The organism is Acinetobacter sp. SAAs474, from assembly GCF_032823475.1.
In the GTDB taxonomy this organism is placed as follows: domain Bacteria; phylum Pseudomonadota; class Gammaproteobacteria; order Pseudomonadales; family Moraxellaceae; genus Acinetobacter.
This window is the reverse complement of the sequence record NZ_CP127915.1, coordinates 2,481,293-2,497,194: the sequence shown is the minus strand read 5'-3', so window position 1 is coordinate 2,497,194 and position 15,902 is coordinate 2,481,293. Positions and strand designations below refer to the sequence as shown.

At 33.6% G+C, this 15,902-nt stretch carries 11 protein-coding genes; 5 read left to right on the top strand and 6 right to left on the bottom strand.

All coding sequences use genetic code 11. The features are described 5' to 3' along the window. The first annotated feature begins 1,054 nt into the window (after positions 1 to 1,054). The 5 genes from QSG86_RS12700 to QSG86_RS12680 all read left to right on the top strand — a co-directional run bounded on the left by QSG86_RS12700 (position 1,055) and on the right by QSG86_RS12680 (position 7,446). Positions 1,055 to 1,675: a common pilus major fimbrillin subunit EcpA gene (locus QSG86_RS12700; RefSeq protein WP_317031833.1), complete on the top strand. Its 621-nt coding sequence runs from the start codon at positions 1,055 to 1,057 to the stop codon at positions 1,673 to 1,675. Between the two features lie 124 nt (positions 1,676 to 1,799). Then, positions 1,800 to 2,432 carry a hypothetical protein gene (locus QSG86_RS12695; RefSeq protein ID WP_317031832.1) on the top strand — a complete coding sequence of 211 codons (633 nt, stop codon included), beginning with the start codon at positions 1,800 to 1,802 and terminating at the stop codon, positions 2,430 to 2,432. 210 nt (positions 2,433 to 2,642) lie between these two features. Beyond that, positions 2,643 to 5,117 (top strand): TcfC E-set like domain-containing protein, encoded by a 2,475-nt coding sequence (locus QSG86_RS12690; RefSeq protein ID WP_317031831.1) that lies wholly within the window; start codon positions 2,643 to 2,645, stop codon positions 5,115 to 5,117. Further along, the gene (locus QSG86_RS12685; protein ID WP_317031830.1) at positions 5,110 to 6,768 is read left to right on the top strand and encodes a hypothetical protein; all 1,659 of its coding nucleotides are present in this window, start codon (positions 5,110 to 5,112) and stop codon (positions 6,766 to 6,768) included. The genes QSG86_RS12690 and QSG86_RS12685 overlap by 8 nt, the downstream gene beginning before the upstream one ends. A 3-nt stretch (positions 6,769 to 6,771) precedes the next feature. Continuing rightward, entirely contained in the window at positions 6,772 to 7,446 is a 675-nt protein-coding gene (locus QSG86_RS12680; protein WP_317031829.1) for a molecular chaperone, read from the top strand. Between the two features lie 387 nt (positions 7,447 to 7,833). Here the strand turns inward: QSG86_RS12680 and QSG86_RS12675 are convergent, their stop codons facing one another. The 6 genes from QSG86_RS12675 to plsB form a co-directional block, all read right to left on the bottom strand. After that, the gene (locus tag QSG86_RS12675) at positions 7,834 to 8,370 is read right to left on the bottom strand and encodes a DUF2058 domain-containing protein (protein ID WP_317031828.1); all 537 of its coding nucleotides are present in this window, start codon (positions 8,368 to 8,370) and stop codon (positions 7,834 to 7,836) included. A gap of 14 nt (positions 8,371 to 8,384) precedes the next feature. Further along, positions 8,385 to 9,059, bottom strand: coding sequence for a YoaK family protein (locus tag QSG86_RS12670; protein WP_317031827.1), 675 nt, complete (start codon positions 9,057 to 9,059; stop codon positions 8,385 to 8,387). Between the two features lie 34 nt (positions 9,060 to 9,093). Beyond that, a complete protein-coding gene (gene sstT / locus QSG86_RS12665; protein ID WP_317031826.1) occupies positions 9,094 to 10,290 on the bottom strand; it encodes a serine/threonine transporter SstT in 1,197 nt (398 codons plus the stop codon). A 266-nt stretch (positions 10,291 to 10,556) separates the two neighbouring features. Further along, positions 10,557 to 12,284 carry a sulfate permease gene (locus tag QSG86_RS12660; RefSeq protein WP_317031825.1) on the bottom strand — a complete coding sequence of 576 codons (1,728 nt, stop codon included), beginning with the start codon at positions 12,282 to 12,284 and terminating at the stop codon, positions 10,557 to 10,559. A gap of 311 nt (positions 12,285 to 12,595) precedes the next feature. Further along, positions 12,596 to 12,904 carry a metalloregulator ArsR/SmtB family transcription factor gene (locus QSG86_RS12655; RefSeq protein WP_317031824.1) on the bottom strand — a complete coding sequence of 103 codons (309 nt, stop codon included), beginning with the start codon at positions 12,902 to 12,904 and terminating at the stop codon, positions 12,596 to 12,598. A 293-nt stretch (positions 12,905 to 13,197) separates the two neighbouring features. Continuing rightward, positions 13,198 to 15,705 (bottom strand): glycerol-3-phosphate 1-O-acyltransferase PlsB, encoded by a 2,508-nt coding sequence (plsB, locus tag QSG86_RS12650; RefSeq protein WP_317031823.1) that lies wholly within the window; start codon positions 15,703 to 15,705, stop codon positions 13,198 to 13,200. Between the last annotated feature and the right edge of the window lie 197 nt (positions 15,706 to 15,902).

Here is a 15,902-nt window from a genome sequence, read left to right as displayed (position 1 = left end):
TTTCGCCAAGAACATTCAGTCTGAATCCTATAGATAATTGTTTCAATACATAATTTTAAATTATGTTTGGAATAAATAACAAAATTAATCAGAATAGATTTTAGTTTAGAGCAGTATTGATCAGTCAGTATTGTTCGAGGTATAGCGAGAACTGAATTTGGTATGGCGATAGAATTCTACTTTCTTGCTATTTTTTGAATATAAAATATCAATAGGCTCTAGTATTTTTGCTTTTTGCTTTTTGCTTTTTGCTTTTTGCTTTTTGCTTTTTGCTTTTTGCTTTTTGCTTTTTGCTTTTTGCTTTTTGCTTTTTGCTTTTTGCAATCATTCCGTACTGACTTATAAACCATATTTTTCATATCGTTTATTCTGTATGTGGTATTGATGACACCAGGAGCTATAGATAGGTTAGATTTCGTCTATTTAAAATAAACATTATGTGACTATCTGTAAAACGATTAGATATTATGATGCAATTTTTTGCTTGTATCTAAAGATAAAATTGCATTTTTAGTTTCTATTATTTTAAAGAGGCATTAAAAATGAAATTTTCTCAGTTGACTGTTATTTGTTTAATTTTTTTAAGCATCATTTATTATTTTATGTTTAGCATAAATTACATATAACAAGGTTTTTTAGGCATTAAAGGCTAAAATTGTTTATTTTAAGTTAACCATTGATTAATTACTAAACAATTGATTGATTTTTGTTATATTTATTTTATATTAATAATATCAATCATTGATTAGAAATAATAAAATAATTATATATAAAAAAATAAATATAATCTATTGAAATTAAATAATTTGTAATAAAAAATAAATAAAAAAATTGTTATATTAAGAAATTTTTAAATATAGGAATAGGCTTATTAATACTTTTTAAGTTTTATTTTATTTTGTCAATGCTATTTTGGCTCTTTGTTTGATTTTAAATTTCGATAAATATTGATATATTAATTGGACTTAATATCCAGATATACATGAAAATTATTTTGAAGTATGTCGTTATTTCTAAGATGAGATATAAGTTTTTTGATTTATTGAGGTTTTTTATGAAAAATATTTTTACAAAATTAGCGTTATTATCTTCTTCTATTGTTTTGGCTTCTTCTGCTATGGCTGACGTAACAGCATCAGCAACAGCTACTTGGGATGCTACCGCTGTTAAAGATACGACTTCTGTTTTGGTTGTAACCCCATTAAAATCTTTAAACTTCCAGTATGCAGAAGGCTTAGAAGCATTTAATACTCAAACTGGTGCTTTTGATATCACGATTCAGGGACAAAGTGGAGCAACAGATTTTGAGCTTACCTCAAAATTAATTAGTAATACCTTAACACGTGGCTCTGATGCGTCTACTTTAGACGTGGGTGTGGCATGGAATGGTACCAAATTAGATAAAACTACCCCAACGACTTTAATTAATACTACAAATGGTACCACTGCTGGTTTAGATGCACTTGCACAATCATCTAAGTATAGTGTTATAGAAAAGAATACTAATAAGCCTGTTCGATCATCTGCTCAAGGTAATTTTGTATTTAGCATTGATGGTGCTACTTCTAATGGTGCTGATAACGTAGAGTTTTCTGACTTAGCTGATGGAATGTGGAATGGTGAAGTTTCAGTGCAGTTTACTGCATTATGGACTGTGCCAGAACAAGAGAGTTAATGATTTAAGTCTTGATATTAGATATGAGGATTTTCCTCATATCTAAGTTTCACATCATATTTTCTACTTTTTATGGCTAATAATAATGAAATCATTTTTTTATATCTTGGTATGCAGTATTTCAATGCCTACTTATGCTGTTAATGTAGGTGATATTACTTCTATAATTAATTCGAATCAGAAAAATTTAATTAAAGAAGTTGAAAATACTACTAATGTTGCACGTTATATTGGCTTAAAAATAGAAAAAATAACTTCTCCAACAGCACAAGGTGTTGTTATCAAAGATGACAGTAAAGAAGTATTATCGACTCCTGCAGGATTGGTATTACCAGGGGCGGGGAAAGATGTTTTTAAAATTTTATATACCGGACCAGAAGATGATCAAGAGCGTTATTACCGTTTATCTTGGTTAGATGCTCCTGTATTGGGATCAGAAGACAATACGGCCAATAAGGCGGCACTTGCCACTACATCTGCGATTATTAATACCATTTTAGTGGTTTCTCCACGTAAAGATAAACTCGACTATCAATATGCCAATGGCACGATGACCAATACTGGTAATGCCAGCTTTCGTGTTGTTGCGGCAGGCCCATGTTTAGATAAGAAGAAAGAGATTGATGGGAAGGGCTGTCGTGAACGCTATTATGTTATGCCGGGAACTTCAGTGAAATTACAATTGACTGATTGGAATGCACCAAAAACCCATTTAGGCATTTGGTATGCCGATCAATACATCAATGTTTCTAAGTAGTTAAAATATATATTACTTTCAATGTCTATCATAAGTAGGTTATGTGAATAGACTCGACATATAAGATTCTCTGATTTTTATTATGTTGGTCTATTAGGTTGATCAATATATATATTTATTTTTCACATAATGCTTAACATATTCTCGATCAATATAATTTTTATGAAAAACTATTTATTCCCTGGCGTTTTATTTACTGGATGTACATTTGTGTCGGTATTATCTTATGCTGGAGAAAAACGTATTGTTGTCGGGGATTATACCTTTCCAGAGGTATTGTCGAGCGCTTTGGCGCAGGGAATTAGCATCCCTGTGTATTTAAAATATACAGAAGATGCCTCAATACAACAGGGTAAGAGTGAGCAGAAAGTTGCTGATGCAAAAATTATTTATAAAAATGATCAATTATATGTTGAGGCAATTGATTTTAATGGTTATCAGCAAACCACAACCCTATCATCAGCGTTAAAAGATCGTTTACAGACTCTTGATCAAAGCTTTAATCATAGTATGCAGATTAAGGTAAATGATGATTCAACATTAAATATGAATCTCGAATCGATGTATCTGGAATTGGCCGTAGATCGTAATGCATTAGCAACGAGTTTAATTCCACGTTCAGATGTGTTGGCTGAAGCGACATCAAATGAAATTGCTTCCATTTTAAATTATCGTTTTGGTTATTCTTATAATGAATATGATAGTTTATCAAATTCTTCCAATTATTTAAGTTTGGACAGCGTAAGTTCTTATAAAGAGCATCATGTCAATTTAAATGGTTCTATTTATGGGATTGGAACGAGTAACGTACAAAGCAATTTATATCGGGCCATGTATGAGCGTGATTTTGCGGGACGTCGTTTAGCTGCAGGGATGATGGATACCTGGAGTATGCAATCGATTGCCAGTTTATCTGCACTGAGTACCAGTAAGATTTATGGTTTCAGCTATGGGACTAAAAGTAATACAGTGATTGAAGATAATAAACAGTCTTTAACCCCTATTGTGGTGTTTTTACCTAGCGCTGGAACGGTACAGATTTACCGTGATGGTCGTTTATTAAGTATTCAAAATTTCTCCATGGGAAGTCATGAAATTGACACCTCTAACTTTCCTTATGGTATCTATAATGTTGAATTAAAAACCATTATTGATGGTCAGGAAACTACCACAACGGCTCAGGTCAATAAATCTTATGGGCGTAGTTCTAGTGTCACTGGTAAATTGGATTGGCAATTATTTGGTGGAATGCTGGAATATTATAAACAAGACCAGAATAATAGTCTTTATTTAAATACAGTCAGTAAACAAGATACTTGGTTGATGGGTGCAGCTCTGGCTAAAAACTATAATGTACTTTCTGGTTTGGCATTGAGATCCACGTTTTATGCATTTGATGAAAATGCTGTTGCAGAAGCACAAACAACTTTATCCTTTAATCCAAATACCAATATTACAGCACAAGCAATGCTGGCGACAGATTCTTCTTATTTAGGATCAATTGCATTAAGTTATAACTTACCACAAGGCTATGGTAGTGTTTGGGGATCTTATAATAAAAGTGCACAAGGCAATAAACTATATTTTACGGAAAATCATGGCTTTGATGCAGGTTTGAGTTTTAACTTTAAACAACTTTATCAACGCCTTGGTTTTTTAAATGTCAGTTATTCTAAAAGCTTATTACGTGAGTATTCCAATACCAATATGGAATATTTTCAAAACTTATTTAATACCCGTTATGCCAATATCAGTTTAAGAACGGGAATACAAAAATCGACTTATGAGAGTCAGCGTTCGGATCAAGATAAATATATTTTTGTTGATGTCAGTTTACCAATTTCACGCTGGTTTAGTGCGGGGATCAGTAGCCGTAACAGTAATTTATTGGCTAATGCCAGTTATAAACAGAATTTTAGCAATAGCATCATTAATGGTATTGGTGTTGATGTTAAACAAGTTATTAAAAGAGAAAATGATTATTTAAATCAAGATGATTTCTCTGCATCTGCGTATTTATCTTATCAAACCACCATTAACTCAGGCACTTTATCTGCCAGTGCATCGGCACATAGTAAAAACTTTAACTATACTACCCAAGGCTCGATTGCCAGTTCGAATTTCTCGATCGGGCTTGGAAATAATAATTTTGGTTCTGGCGTGTTGATCAATACCGGTTTACCTCGTGGTACCAAAATGTCGGCATTGATTAATGGTCAAGATTATACCTTAAGTGGCAATCGTAATTTTATTCCATTGGCACCTTATAAAAAATATACCGTTGAATTAAGAAGTGATAAAAACTCAATGGATAGTGTCAGTATTGGTCAGGGACGTAAAAATACCGTGGTGTTATATCCAGGCAATGTGGCCAAAATTAAACCTGATGTGAAACAGATGGTAACGATTTTTGGGCGTATTCGTTATCCAGATGGCGAAATTGCATCACATGTTCAGCTCAATAACCACATTGGTAAAACCAAAACCGATTTTAATGGTGAATTCTCTTTAGATGTCGATAAAAAATATCCAGTGATTACCATTGTTAAAGAAAATGGTGATATTTGTGAATCAACTTTATCATTGAAAGAACAACAAGGTGTGGCTTGGTTGGGTGAAATCTCTTGTATATATAAAGCAGCCAGTCATGGTAAAGATAATTTAGAGGCACGTCGTTATGATTAATTATCAAAAAATATTTTTAACCATTGGGCTATGTGCTTTACAGCAAACGATCTATGCTCTAACTCCTCCTTCTGGATATACGCTGACAGGTAAAAATAACTTTGTTTTTATTGAAAATAATATCGATAAAGAATACTTGATTGCCTCAGAAGACTTGGATCCACGTTTTACAGGGAATAATGTTTGGACCAAATACGGTAAAAATAAGCAAGATTCATTGGGTTATATGGGGCGAAATACGAGGTTACGTGCAAATAATAATATTGATATTTGGTTAGAAAATTCGGCTATGCTTTATCCCTTTCAAGGGCTTCGTTGTCGAATAAGAAATGCTAATGAATGTCCATCAACGGGTTTTATTCCGCCAGCATTTACAGATCAATATGGTGCTTATAAAATGCGCTCTGGTGATACTGAGTTTACAGGACACGCTGCACGAGGATCATTTTCTTCTCAAGCATATGAGTTTCTAAAGAATCAGGCGGTTGGTTCTTTTAATAGTTATGATATGCATTATTGTGAAACTACTGAAGACTATGATCCTGCTGCGGGAGGGCGTTGTAAAGATGCGACGACAGGAAGATGGCGTAAAACACAGCTTAATATTACAAAAACAGGAAATATCAGTTTTGTTGATACCCGAGCTTTTAGTGAAATTTGGATTTCTACTGATGGGACACCCACTTTAGCAGCCGATAGTCAGTTGTGTGAGCATATTGTGATTAGCTCTGGAGGAGACGAGAAGTCAGGACAACGTGAAGGCATTTCTTGTAAAATGCTCCAATACAATATAGATGCTGCAATTACAAATTTGTATCCTGGAATACGCTTTTATATGGTTGTTGATACTGCGGCATTAGGAAATATTAATCTGAATGAATATGATATCAGGCTTGATGGCGGAAATGGGGCCTGGAAGCGTTTTTCTGAGAAAGGTTCGGATAATAGTATGAGAGGGATGTTTACGACTGGTCAAGGCTATGTTCGCGTATTATTTACGAAAGCATTTTTCCGAAAAATGTTGGCTGCGGGTGCGAGTACATCTGGTAGACAGGGTGTTTTTACATTTGCAATCGATAATACAGTAACACCTCAATCAGGATTTTATCAATTTTCATCAGGAGTTGATATTGATATTATACCGCGTGAATATGGCATCAGTATTCGTCATCAAGATCAATATCAGCAGAAAAAAACAGGAAAAATTGGTGAAGATGAAGAAGATATTGTATTTAACTATATCGTGACACAATCGGCACCACGTAAAGCTGATACCGTTACAGCAAGCGTCATTGGTGAATCTACCACAGTAAAATCCATGAGTTATTGTTTATTTAAATCAAATGATAATAGTCTTAATGTGGCGATTCCAGCATATTTGTCTTATACCCATGAAACAGGAAATATAGTTGAGCAATATAGCGGTTGTAATGCCAACGCAACACTGGATTTAACCCATGCTGCTTGGACTGCGACGCCATGGGATGTACAACAATCAGGTTATTTTTATTCCACTGATTTAAAATTAAGATTTCCAATGAATGATCGTGTTTCTCAATTTACTGTAGATAAAGGTATTGATTGGTTGGGGAGTGTGCATGCAGAAGGGGATGTTAAAGTGGAGGCCAAATGGATTGGTGTGGATCGATAATTTATGAAATATTTTGCTTTGATTTTAATTGGATTGGTGACTGTTTTTTTTAGTTTAAGCAGTCAGGCCATGTATTTTTCTTCCTATATTTATGAAATGGGTAGTGATGAAAATATCATGGCAAAATATTTGACCAATGATACCAATAGTATGAATTTATATACTATTCAAAGTTATGAAATAGAAAAACCCAGTAATACAAATGAAGTTCGTATCAATAGTAAAGAAAAAGAAATTTTGTATACACCGTTAAGAAAAACTATTGATAAACAATCTACTGATTTTTTTAAGCTTATTTATCGAGGTCCTCAAGATAATAAAGAGCGTTATTATCGCGTCAGTTTTGTTGAAACACCATTAACATCGCTCAATAATAATGCAACGACACGATCACCAAGTTATTTACCTTCAGTGGCTTTAAGTACGATTTTAATCGTGCGTCCACGTAAACAAAATTTTCAATACCACTTAAATGAAAAACAAGGGCTATTAAAAAATACAGGAAATACTTTTTTTCGTGTAATTATTCATCAAGGTTGTAACGGTACAGATGAAGATGCAACCCATTTTTATATATTGCCAGGCGAGGAATATCGTGATCAGGCATTGATTGGCGATAATAAAATCTTTTTGGTGATCAATAAAAAATATATGCAAATTGGTCAGAAGTGCATATAGGAAAATAGCATTAGACCTTGTATCTTGGAGCTTGTAGTGATTAGCTTCCACTATTATATGCAAATTGTAGATTCCCGAAATTAAATGACACCTCAAAAGTTTAATTACTTATATCGATTTTTGTTAATAACTTGATAATATTTTGAAACGTTTTAAAGTAACAGATATGTGCCCAACACCCATTCTTCTTTTATTAATTTCTAGATTAATTTACTTTATTTAATTCAGGTTTTAGTTTGCTTCTTCGCTTCACTTTTTAGGAAATATGTGCACAGATAAAAAGTTTTCATCTTTTGATCACTTTTATCTGTTAGCACAATTTAAAATATTTACCAACCTCTCATGTCGATTGGTGATGCTTAAAAATTAGCTGGCAATAAACCTGTTTTACCACATTAAATCATCAGGAATAATATAGGCAGCATAAGGATCTTCTTCATCTGTTGTTTGACTATTCTGCTCTGTATTATTGACAATAATAAATCCTGACATTTTTTGATTAATTCGCTCAGCCAGTGCCTTAGGTAAAAAGGCATAGCTTTCATTGTCTTTCGCAATTACTAGACTTCCAGCAACTAAAGCATTATACACCTGTTGGTTTAGATAAACTTTCTTGATCTTTCCTGCATCAATAAATTGATATGATATATCACCATCTGTATCAGAAATTTTATGCTGCTGAATCATTTGAATGATTGCTGCTTTGAGTTCTTTTTCTTGTAACTGTGATTTTTTAGCTTGCTCGATTGCTAAATCTTTTGCATATTTTTCTTGCTGATCTTGTTTAATTTTCGCTTTAAGTTCGGCTTCTTTGCTATCACCTGTACGTTTTTCATGTACGGCTTGCTTGGAAAGCTTCTTGGCTTTTTTATTATCAACTAAGCCAGCCTTCAGGAGTTGAGCTTGTAGTGCATTTTTAACCATAATAAAGAATACCCTTATTGATGAGCAGATTGATGACGAAAATAAATGATCCAGTAAATCAGACTTAAACTAAGACTTAAACCAGCAGGGACTAAAAAGGCATTCAATTTTAATAGTGGTGCAACAGAAGCTGCAATGATACCACCAAGTAAAAAGCCAAATAAAATCAGTAAATGTAATACAATACGTTTAGGACTGATTTGAATCCCTCTAAGTTTATAGCCTAAGGCGAGACCTAAATCGGTCAGTACGCCAGAGAGATGGGTGGTTCGAATGATGGTTCCTTTGTAATGGCTAATCATTGCATTTTGTATACCCATGGCAGTACATGCCCATAATAAACTATAGCGAGGAAAATAAGGCAGTAAAAACCAACAGGTAAAAATAAATAACGCGACCAAACTCATCGGTAAGCCATATAAACGTCCGAGTTTAAAATTACTACTTCCTAAAATCAGCCCACTATAGAAGGAACCAATAACATAGCAGATAACAACCAATAATAAATACAATAAAGTATCTGTATTCCAGTCGATAACTGCCATGGCAAATATACTTACATTCCCTGTCATATGAGAAACAGATTGATGTAATACAGTAATGAGGCCTAATACATTGATCATGCCCGCATTGATTGCAAGAAAAAATGTTCCTAATTGTAACCAGTAAGGTAAAGTTTGAAATGGCATAACTTACACGCTTATTGATAATAAATACTTAATATTACTTGAAACGGCGGTCTACTGCTGCAGTGAATAATACATCTGTCGATGAGTTGAGTGCAGTTTCTGTAGAATCTTGTAGAACACTAATCACCATACCAATTGCAACGACTTGCATAGCAATATCCGTAGAAATACCAAATAGGCCACAAGCAACAGGGATGAGAAGTAACGATCCTCCTGCCACGCCAGAGGCACCACATGCGGATACGGTAGCAACAACGGATAAAATTAACATCGTAATAAAATCAACAGGAATATGTAAGGTATGTACAGCGGCTAAGGAAAGTACAGTAATGGTAACCGATGCACCTGCCATATTAATCGCAGCACCTAACGGAATAGCAACACTAGCAGTAGATTCTGCAATTCCTAATCGATGTGCTAAGTCTAAGTTAACAGGAATATTGGCTGCTGAGCTACGGGTAAAGAAAGCTGTAATTCCGCTTTCTCGTAAACATTGAAATACTAGTGGATAAGGATTACCACGTGTGATTACAGCAACCATTATCGGATTAATCACTAAGGCAACAAATAGCATAGAACCAATGAGCACTGCAAGTAGGTGTCCATAACTGACAAGCGTTTGTAAACCTGAATCCGCAAAGGTCACGGCAACTAAGCCAAAAATACCAAACGGTGCAAAATTAATGACCAGTCGAATAACTTTATTCACTGCTTCAGCTGTATCGCTTAAAAACGCTTTGGTGCTGTCTTTGGCATGGCGAAAGGCGATACCAAGTACAACAGCCCAAGCCAAAATACCAATAAAGTTTGCTTCACTAATAGCTGTGATTGGATTGGCAACAAAACTTAATACCAAGTTTTTAAGAATACCTGCCAAGTTATCTGGGGGGATAATATTGCTTTGTACTGGTAGATCAAGCAGTAATGTGCTTGGAAATAGCCAGCTGGCGATTACTGCACTGAGTGCCGCTAAAAACATCCCTATGCCGTACATGAATATGATGGGTTTAACATAAGCGTTGCTTCCACCAATTTTAAAATTTGCAATGGAAGAAAGCACTAGTATAAAAACTAAAATAGGTGCGACGGATTTTAGGGCCTTAATAAAAAGATCACCTAGCAAGCTTAAATAAGGTGCAGCTTGCGGAAAAATGACTGCAACTAAGCCACCAAGAATAATCGCAATAATAATACGTTTAACTAAACTCATTTGCATGTAAGCAGAGAACATAAGGAGAGCCTTGTCGAAAATCACGAAGACAATTAAAAAAATAACTGACTATTTTATACTGAAAATGACATAAGCTTGAAATAATTTTCATATAAAAAATAAGTATTTATTTTTAAAAATGTTTTTTATTATTTTAGCATAAAATTTAGAAAAATATTGAAATTTATTGATCAGATAAAAACCCCAATCAGTCAGTCATTATGGGGTGATATATTTGATTTAATTAAAGTCATGGTATACATGTAATACGATGACTTTGCGATGTATTATTTTGATAGCTGTGCGGATAAATCTTGTATGGCTTGATAATGCGTTAAATAAATAGTGCCATGCATATTTTGCAACCAATTCGACTGTTTAAGCTTATCCATGACGGGTCCTTTAACTTCAGATAGATGGAGTTGAATATGAAGTTTACTTAACTCTAGATCAAAATCTTGTAGCATTTCTAAGGCGCTTAAGTCAATTGAACTAATACTTGAACAGTTAATAATGACATGCTTTAGTTCGGTTTTTTTACTGACCTCGTTAATTAGAAAGCTTTTGAGTGTTTGAGCATTTAAAAAACTTAAGTTTTCATCAATACGAATAGACAGAATTTGTGGATAGGTTTGCACAGGATAACGTTCAATATTGCGAAAATGTTGCGTTCCCTCAACCAAACCAATGACGACCATATGGGGGCGACTAATTCTCCAAAGTAATAAAATAAACGTTGAAATAATACCAATAATTAAACCAGTTGATATATCAATACAGATCACTCCGAAAAAGGTAATCCACATGGCAATTCCATCCGCTTTAGAATAACGCCATGTATTAAAAAATGGTTTAAAATCAACCAGTTTCCAGATGGAAACAATGATGGTTGCCGCAAGTGCTGCTAAAGGTAGATTACGGAAAAATCCAGTAAAATATAAGCTAATAATGACAATAAATAAGGAGGAGAAGATGCCTGCCATAGGTGTTTTTGCACCAGCATCTGCATTCACAACTGTTCGTGATAGACTGCCAGTAACAGGAAAAGCAGAGCTTAATCCAGCACTGATATTGGCTACGCCTAGAGCAATTAATTCTTGATTGCTATTTAATTGACTACGTTGTTGTAGTGCAGTTGCCTGTGCAATTGATAATGATTCAACAAAGCTAATCATGGCGATCATGGTTGCACCAGGCAATAATTTGAATACAAGATTCATATCCCATAAAGGCATATTTAAGGGAGGAAATCCTAAAGGAACTTCGCCAACTGTTTTTATTCCGATGTGTTGTAAATTAAAGACCACTACAATACCAATACTGAATAATACTAATATGAGTGGAACTGTCCGGGATAAAAATTCAGTTTTTTTTATGATTTGCTTAAATTTTTGGCTGGCAATGATTTGAGGAATATAAATCAAAAACAAAATTGCACTTAATCCAAAGCAGACACTGGCCAAATGAATATCGTTTATAGACTGTATAAAGCTTTGAAAAAATTCTAATACATTATTCGCACTTAATGGAATATTTAAAATAAATTTTAATTGTCCTAGAGCAATCAGTAATGCGGATGCAATAATGAAACTTTTAATGACTGGATGACTGATCAGTTGAATTAAAAAACCAAAGCGTAATATACCAAGAATGAGTGAAATAATGCCGACCATGAGGGCTAAGAGACAGGCTGCTTGAATATAGGCTTCTGAACCAGCTGCAAAAAATGAATTCAGTGTAGCAAAAGTCATCATGGAAATAATGGCCACTGGACCAATAGACAGGGTTGGGCTGCTCCCAATCATGGCATACACAATCATGGGGATAACACTGGCATATAAACCTGTTACTGGTGGTAGTCCTGCAAGCATAGCATAGGCCATACCTTGAGGTACCAGCATGGCAATCACAATCAAAGATGACAGTAAATCAGACTGAAATGTATCTTGCCGATAATTTTTTAACCAAGACCAAGCAGGAAAGAAATGTTCAAGATCAGATTTCTTTTGTGACATATCAGCTTCAAAAGGTTATGCATAAATTATGATATATTATGCATAATTTATGCTAAGAAATCTTAATCAATAAAAGAATTTATCGTCACAGACTCCGATTTTGTTGATCACGATGCTGTCATGTCACTTTCTCGAAATAAGATAATCATTTAATTAAAGATTCAATAATATGGCAGAGATGATATTGATATTCAGACAATATAAAAAGTATTTAAAATGTCAAAACAACTTGAATATATAAATTGATGTTACGCTTCTTTAGTGGTCAGTATTGCTGGTTTAATGGCGTTGATTGAATACGATTATAAAAATTATTTTTTACAGTATAGTTCATGCAACGTATCTAATAGCGTGAAAAGATTAGCATCTTTTAGGCGATAGAAAATTTGTTTACCATCCCGACGAGTAGTCACCATATTATTTCTTCTTAGAATCATCAATTGTTGTGAAAGTGTGGGTTGTCCAATCTGTGTTAATTGTTCAATTTGAGCCACATTTAATTCTTGTTTTGCAATATAGCATAAAATTAATAAGCGATCAGTATTGGCTAATGATTTTAAAATCCCGACTACTTCATCGCTAGAATTACGCATGGATGAAATGGTGAATGTTTCATTCATATTTTAATTTCCATTATTTTTTAAAAAGTGTGTATTTACACTATTGTTGTTTCATTTCTTGCTAGATCTAAAATAAAAATTAGCAAATTAATGAGAATGCAGAATGCATCTATCATGATGACAGTTATACTCGCGAGACATACCGTTACAAATAGAGACAAGTTGTCAACAGACCTTGATATTATAAAGAAGAGTTTTTATTAGTAACATCGTATAAATTACTTAAAAATGTAAGTTTTATATCATGTGAAAAATCTTCTTTATAACAACAAACTAAGCCCTGATTGAAAAATTTATTTTTTTTTCTTGATTTGATCTTGCAATTGATTAATTTCTCGATTGGTGAAAAATATAGCGCTTTTAATCAGTTGATGAACAGTAACATCATACCATTCAAAACAAGTTTGAAGATTGTTGCTAAAGTGAGTTGTGGTCGTGATAATGTCTTCATTAATCTGAATAAGCCCTTGCTTTTCTAAACTATGAATAAAACTTTTAAATGTTGCACTGTCAAAATAAGATTGTTGCTGTAAGCATGGATGTCCTAGACAGCGTTTGAGTACGGCCTTTGCCATAGCTTCTAATGTTTTAGTATCTAAGGCTATTTTATGACCGTATGTGGCAATTAAGTTTTCGATTAAAATAAAATGACTTAAATGATGGTTGCATAATTGAGCAAGTAAATGAAAGTGACTCATATGCTGATTGGTATTCGTTGATAGATTAATATGATCATCAGTGATATGAATCCAAGTTTGGCGTTTAAATTCAGTTAAAATCGTAGATAATTGCTGAGATAATTCATTTTGTTTCCATTTAAGAAAAAACACTTCTTGAATAAATGGATAGATATGTTCAATATGGCGAAGTAATTCTGATTGAGATAGAGATTGTTTTGATTGAATAAGCTGAGCAATGATGGATGTTAAAATAAAGCAATGCAAAATATTATTACTAAAGTAATTTAATAGTGTTCTTTGGCGTTCTGCAACACGTACATATTGTTTTTGGTGTTGTGAAATGATATTAACCTGTTTAAGTTGCTCCGCATAGTCAATAATCTCGGCGCCATGATGTGCAGTTATAATCATTCGATCATCATATTTTACAGCCTGTAAAAATTCTTTTAAGTGATCTATTTGCTCAATTAAGGCCTGCTTTTCTAATTGAAAATCATTGTTGTTGAGTAGGACTAATGAAATCAGTGAAATTGGGTTAATCACAACAGCTTTATTGATATTTTCTAAAATTTCTTGAGCAACATGGTTGACGGTATTCATGACTGCAATAGGTGGCTTATCTGCGATATTTAAGTGTAGATGATTAGCATGATATTGTTGTAATAATGGATCTAATAAAATAGGTTCGCCGAAATTGACATAGACTCGACCAAATATTTTTTCAATTTTACGAATAGAATTAACCAGACCCCATAAAGATTCTGCTTCTTTGGGTTTGCCACTTAACTCGTTTAAATAGGCCGTTCCTTCTAGAAGTTTTTCATAACTAAAATAGGTGGGGATAAAAGCAATGGGTTTATTGTGGGTTGATAAATGACTCTCAATGGTCATTGCTAACATACCTTTTTTAGGTGGTAGTAATAGTCCTGTTCGTGAGCGACCGCCTTCGATAAAGTATTCAAGTGGGGTATTTCTGCGAATTAAGCTATTTAAATAAGCCTTAAATACAGCGGTATATAGTTGATTACCATTAAATGTGCGACGAATAAAATAAGCACCGCCACCACGTAAAATTTGTCCGACAACAGGTAGGTTAAGGTTAATACCAGCAGCAATATGGGGCACCATTAACCCACGATTGAAAATCACATAAGATAATAATAAATAGTCAATATGACTGCGATGGCAAGGGGTATATACGATTTGATAATCTTTGGCTAATTCACGTACAGTATCAAAATGATGTACTTCAATGCCATCATAGAGCTGGGTCCAAAGTTTGGTTAATGCCAGTTCAGCAAATCGAAGCGTAGAGTAAGAAAAATCAGAAACAATTTCTAATAAATACTGTTTAGCACGACTCTCTGCTGCTAAGATGGTTATTTTATGATCGATACTTTCTTGTCGAATAGCATTTTGTACTGCTTCAGTTTTAAGTAACTGATGGATTAAATTATGACGATCAGATAAATCTGGCCCCAGTATTGCCTCTTTGTAGTGGGTAAAATTTTGTTCTAACTGTTGCGCAATAAAGTAAGCTGGAGAAAAATGAGGTGTTTCAGTCTTTGCTTGATTGAGCAATGATCTTAATGATACAGGTTTATGAAACTCAATATAGTTTTCGCGGCTATATAATGAAATATTTAGCGTTTGTTTGAGTTTATTAGGCTTTGTCCATGCATCAGCAAATAATGCTTTTAGCCATGAGTTTTCATGTTGGGGTGCTCGACCCCAAAGCACTGTGACAGGGATGAGTTGAATATCTAAATTTGGATGATGTTCTAAATATTCAATTAATCGGATCAGTTTTGCTGAATAGTGAAAATTTTGTTTTTTATCATGTGTTTCATTTAAAGCTAATATACTATCATCTTCATGAAGGATATCAATTTCAAGTGATGAATATACAGAAGGTAAGCCACGTGAAATGGCTTCTTGATCAATCAATACAGTATTACTGATTGATGCATCTTCCAGTACATAGCATACTTGACTATTTTGTTGGTGTTGAGCCAAATTTTGTTCTAATTCGGCTGTATTGCCTAATACTTGCGGTGTGACAATTTTATCTAATATCGTTTTGGTGATATTACGATAAAACTTACTAAAAGGCTTAGACATAGATATATCCGAATTTGTGATTTTTATATATTTTCATCTTTGAAGTTAAAATTTTCAATATTTTAAGTTTTGTTTCTGTTTTGAATTTACATTTTAGGTACCTGAATAAGCAATGATATCAGATTTAAAAATCATTTATGCTGACGTTTAAGCAAACACTTATCGTGTTTTATTAAAAGGTAATCAGATTTTATTGT

Bases quoted from the DNA above. Each gene is read 5' to 3' on its own strand.
- QSG86_RS12700 (WP_317031833.1), top strand. From the start codon at position 1,055: ATGAAAAATATTTTTACAAAATTAGCGTTATTATCTTCTTCTATTGTT.
- QSG86_RS12695 (WP_317031832.1), top strand. From the start codon at position 1,800: ATGCCTACTTATGCTGTTAATGTAGGTGATATTACTTCTATAATTAAT.
- QSG86_RS12685 (WP_317031830.1), top strand. From the start codon at position 5,110: ATGATTAATTATCAAAAAATATTTTTAACCATTGGGCTATGTGCTTTA.
- QSG86_RS12680 (WP_317031829.1), top strand. From the start codon at position 6,772: ATGAAATATTTTGCTTTGATTTTAATTGGATTGGTGACTGTTTTTTTT.
- QSG86_RS12675 (WP_317031828.1), bottom strand. From the start codon at position 8,370: ATGGTTAAAAATGCACTACAAGCTCAACTCCTGAAGGCTGGCTTAGTT.
- QSG86_RS12670 (WP_317031827.1), bottom strand. From the start codon at position 9,059: ATGCCATTTCAAACTTTACCTTACTGGTTACAATTAGGAACATTTTTT.
- sstT (WP_317031826.1), bottom strand. From the start codon at position 10,290: ATGTTCTCTGCTTACATGCAAATGAGTTTAGTTAAACGTATTATTATT.
- QSG86_RS12660 (WP_317031825.1), bottom strand. From the start codon at position 12,284: ATGTCACAAAAGAAATCTGATCTTGAACATTTCTTTCCTGCTTGGTCT.
- QSG86_RS12655 (WP_317031824.1), bottom strand. From the start codon at position 12,904: ATGAATGAAACATTCACCATTTCATCCATGCGTAATTCTAGCGATGAA.
- plsB (WP_317031823.1), bottom strand. From the start codon at position 15,705: ATGTCTAAGCCTTTTAGTAAGTTTTATCGTAATATCACCAAAACGATA.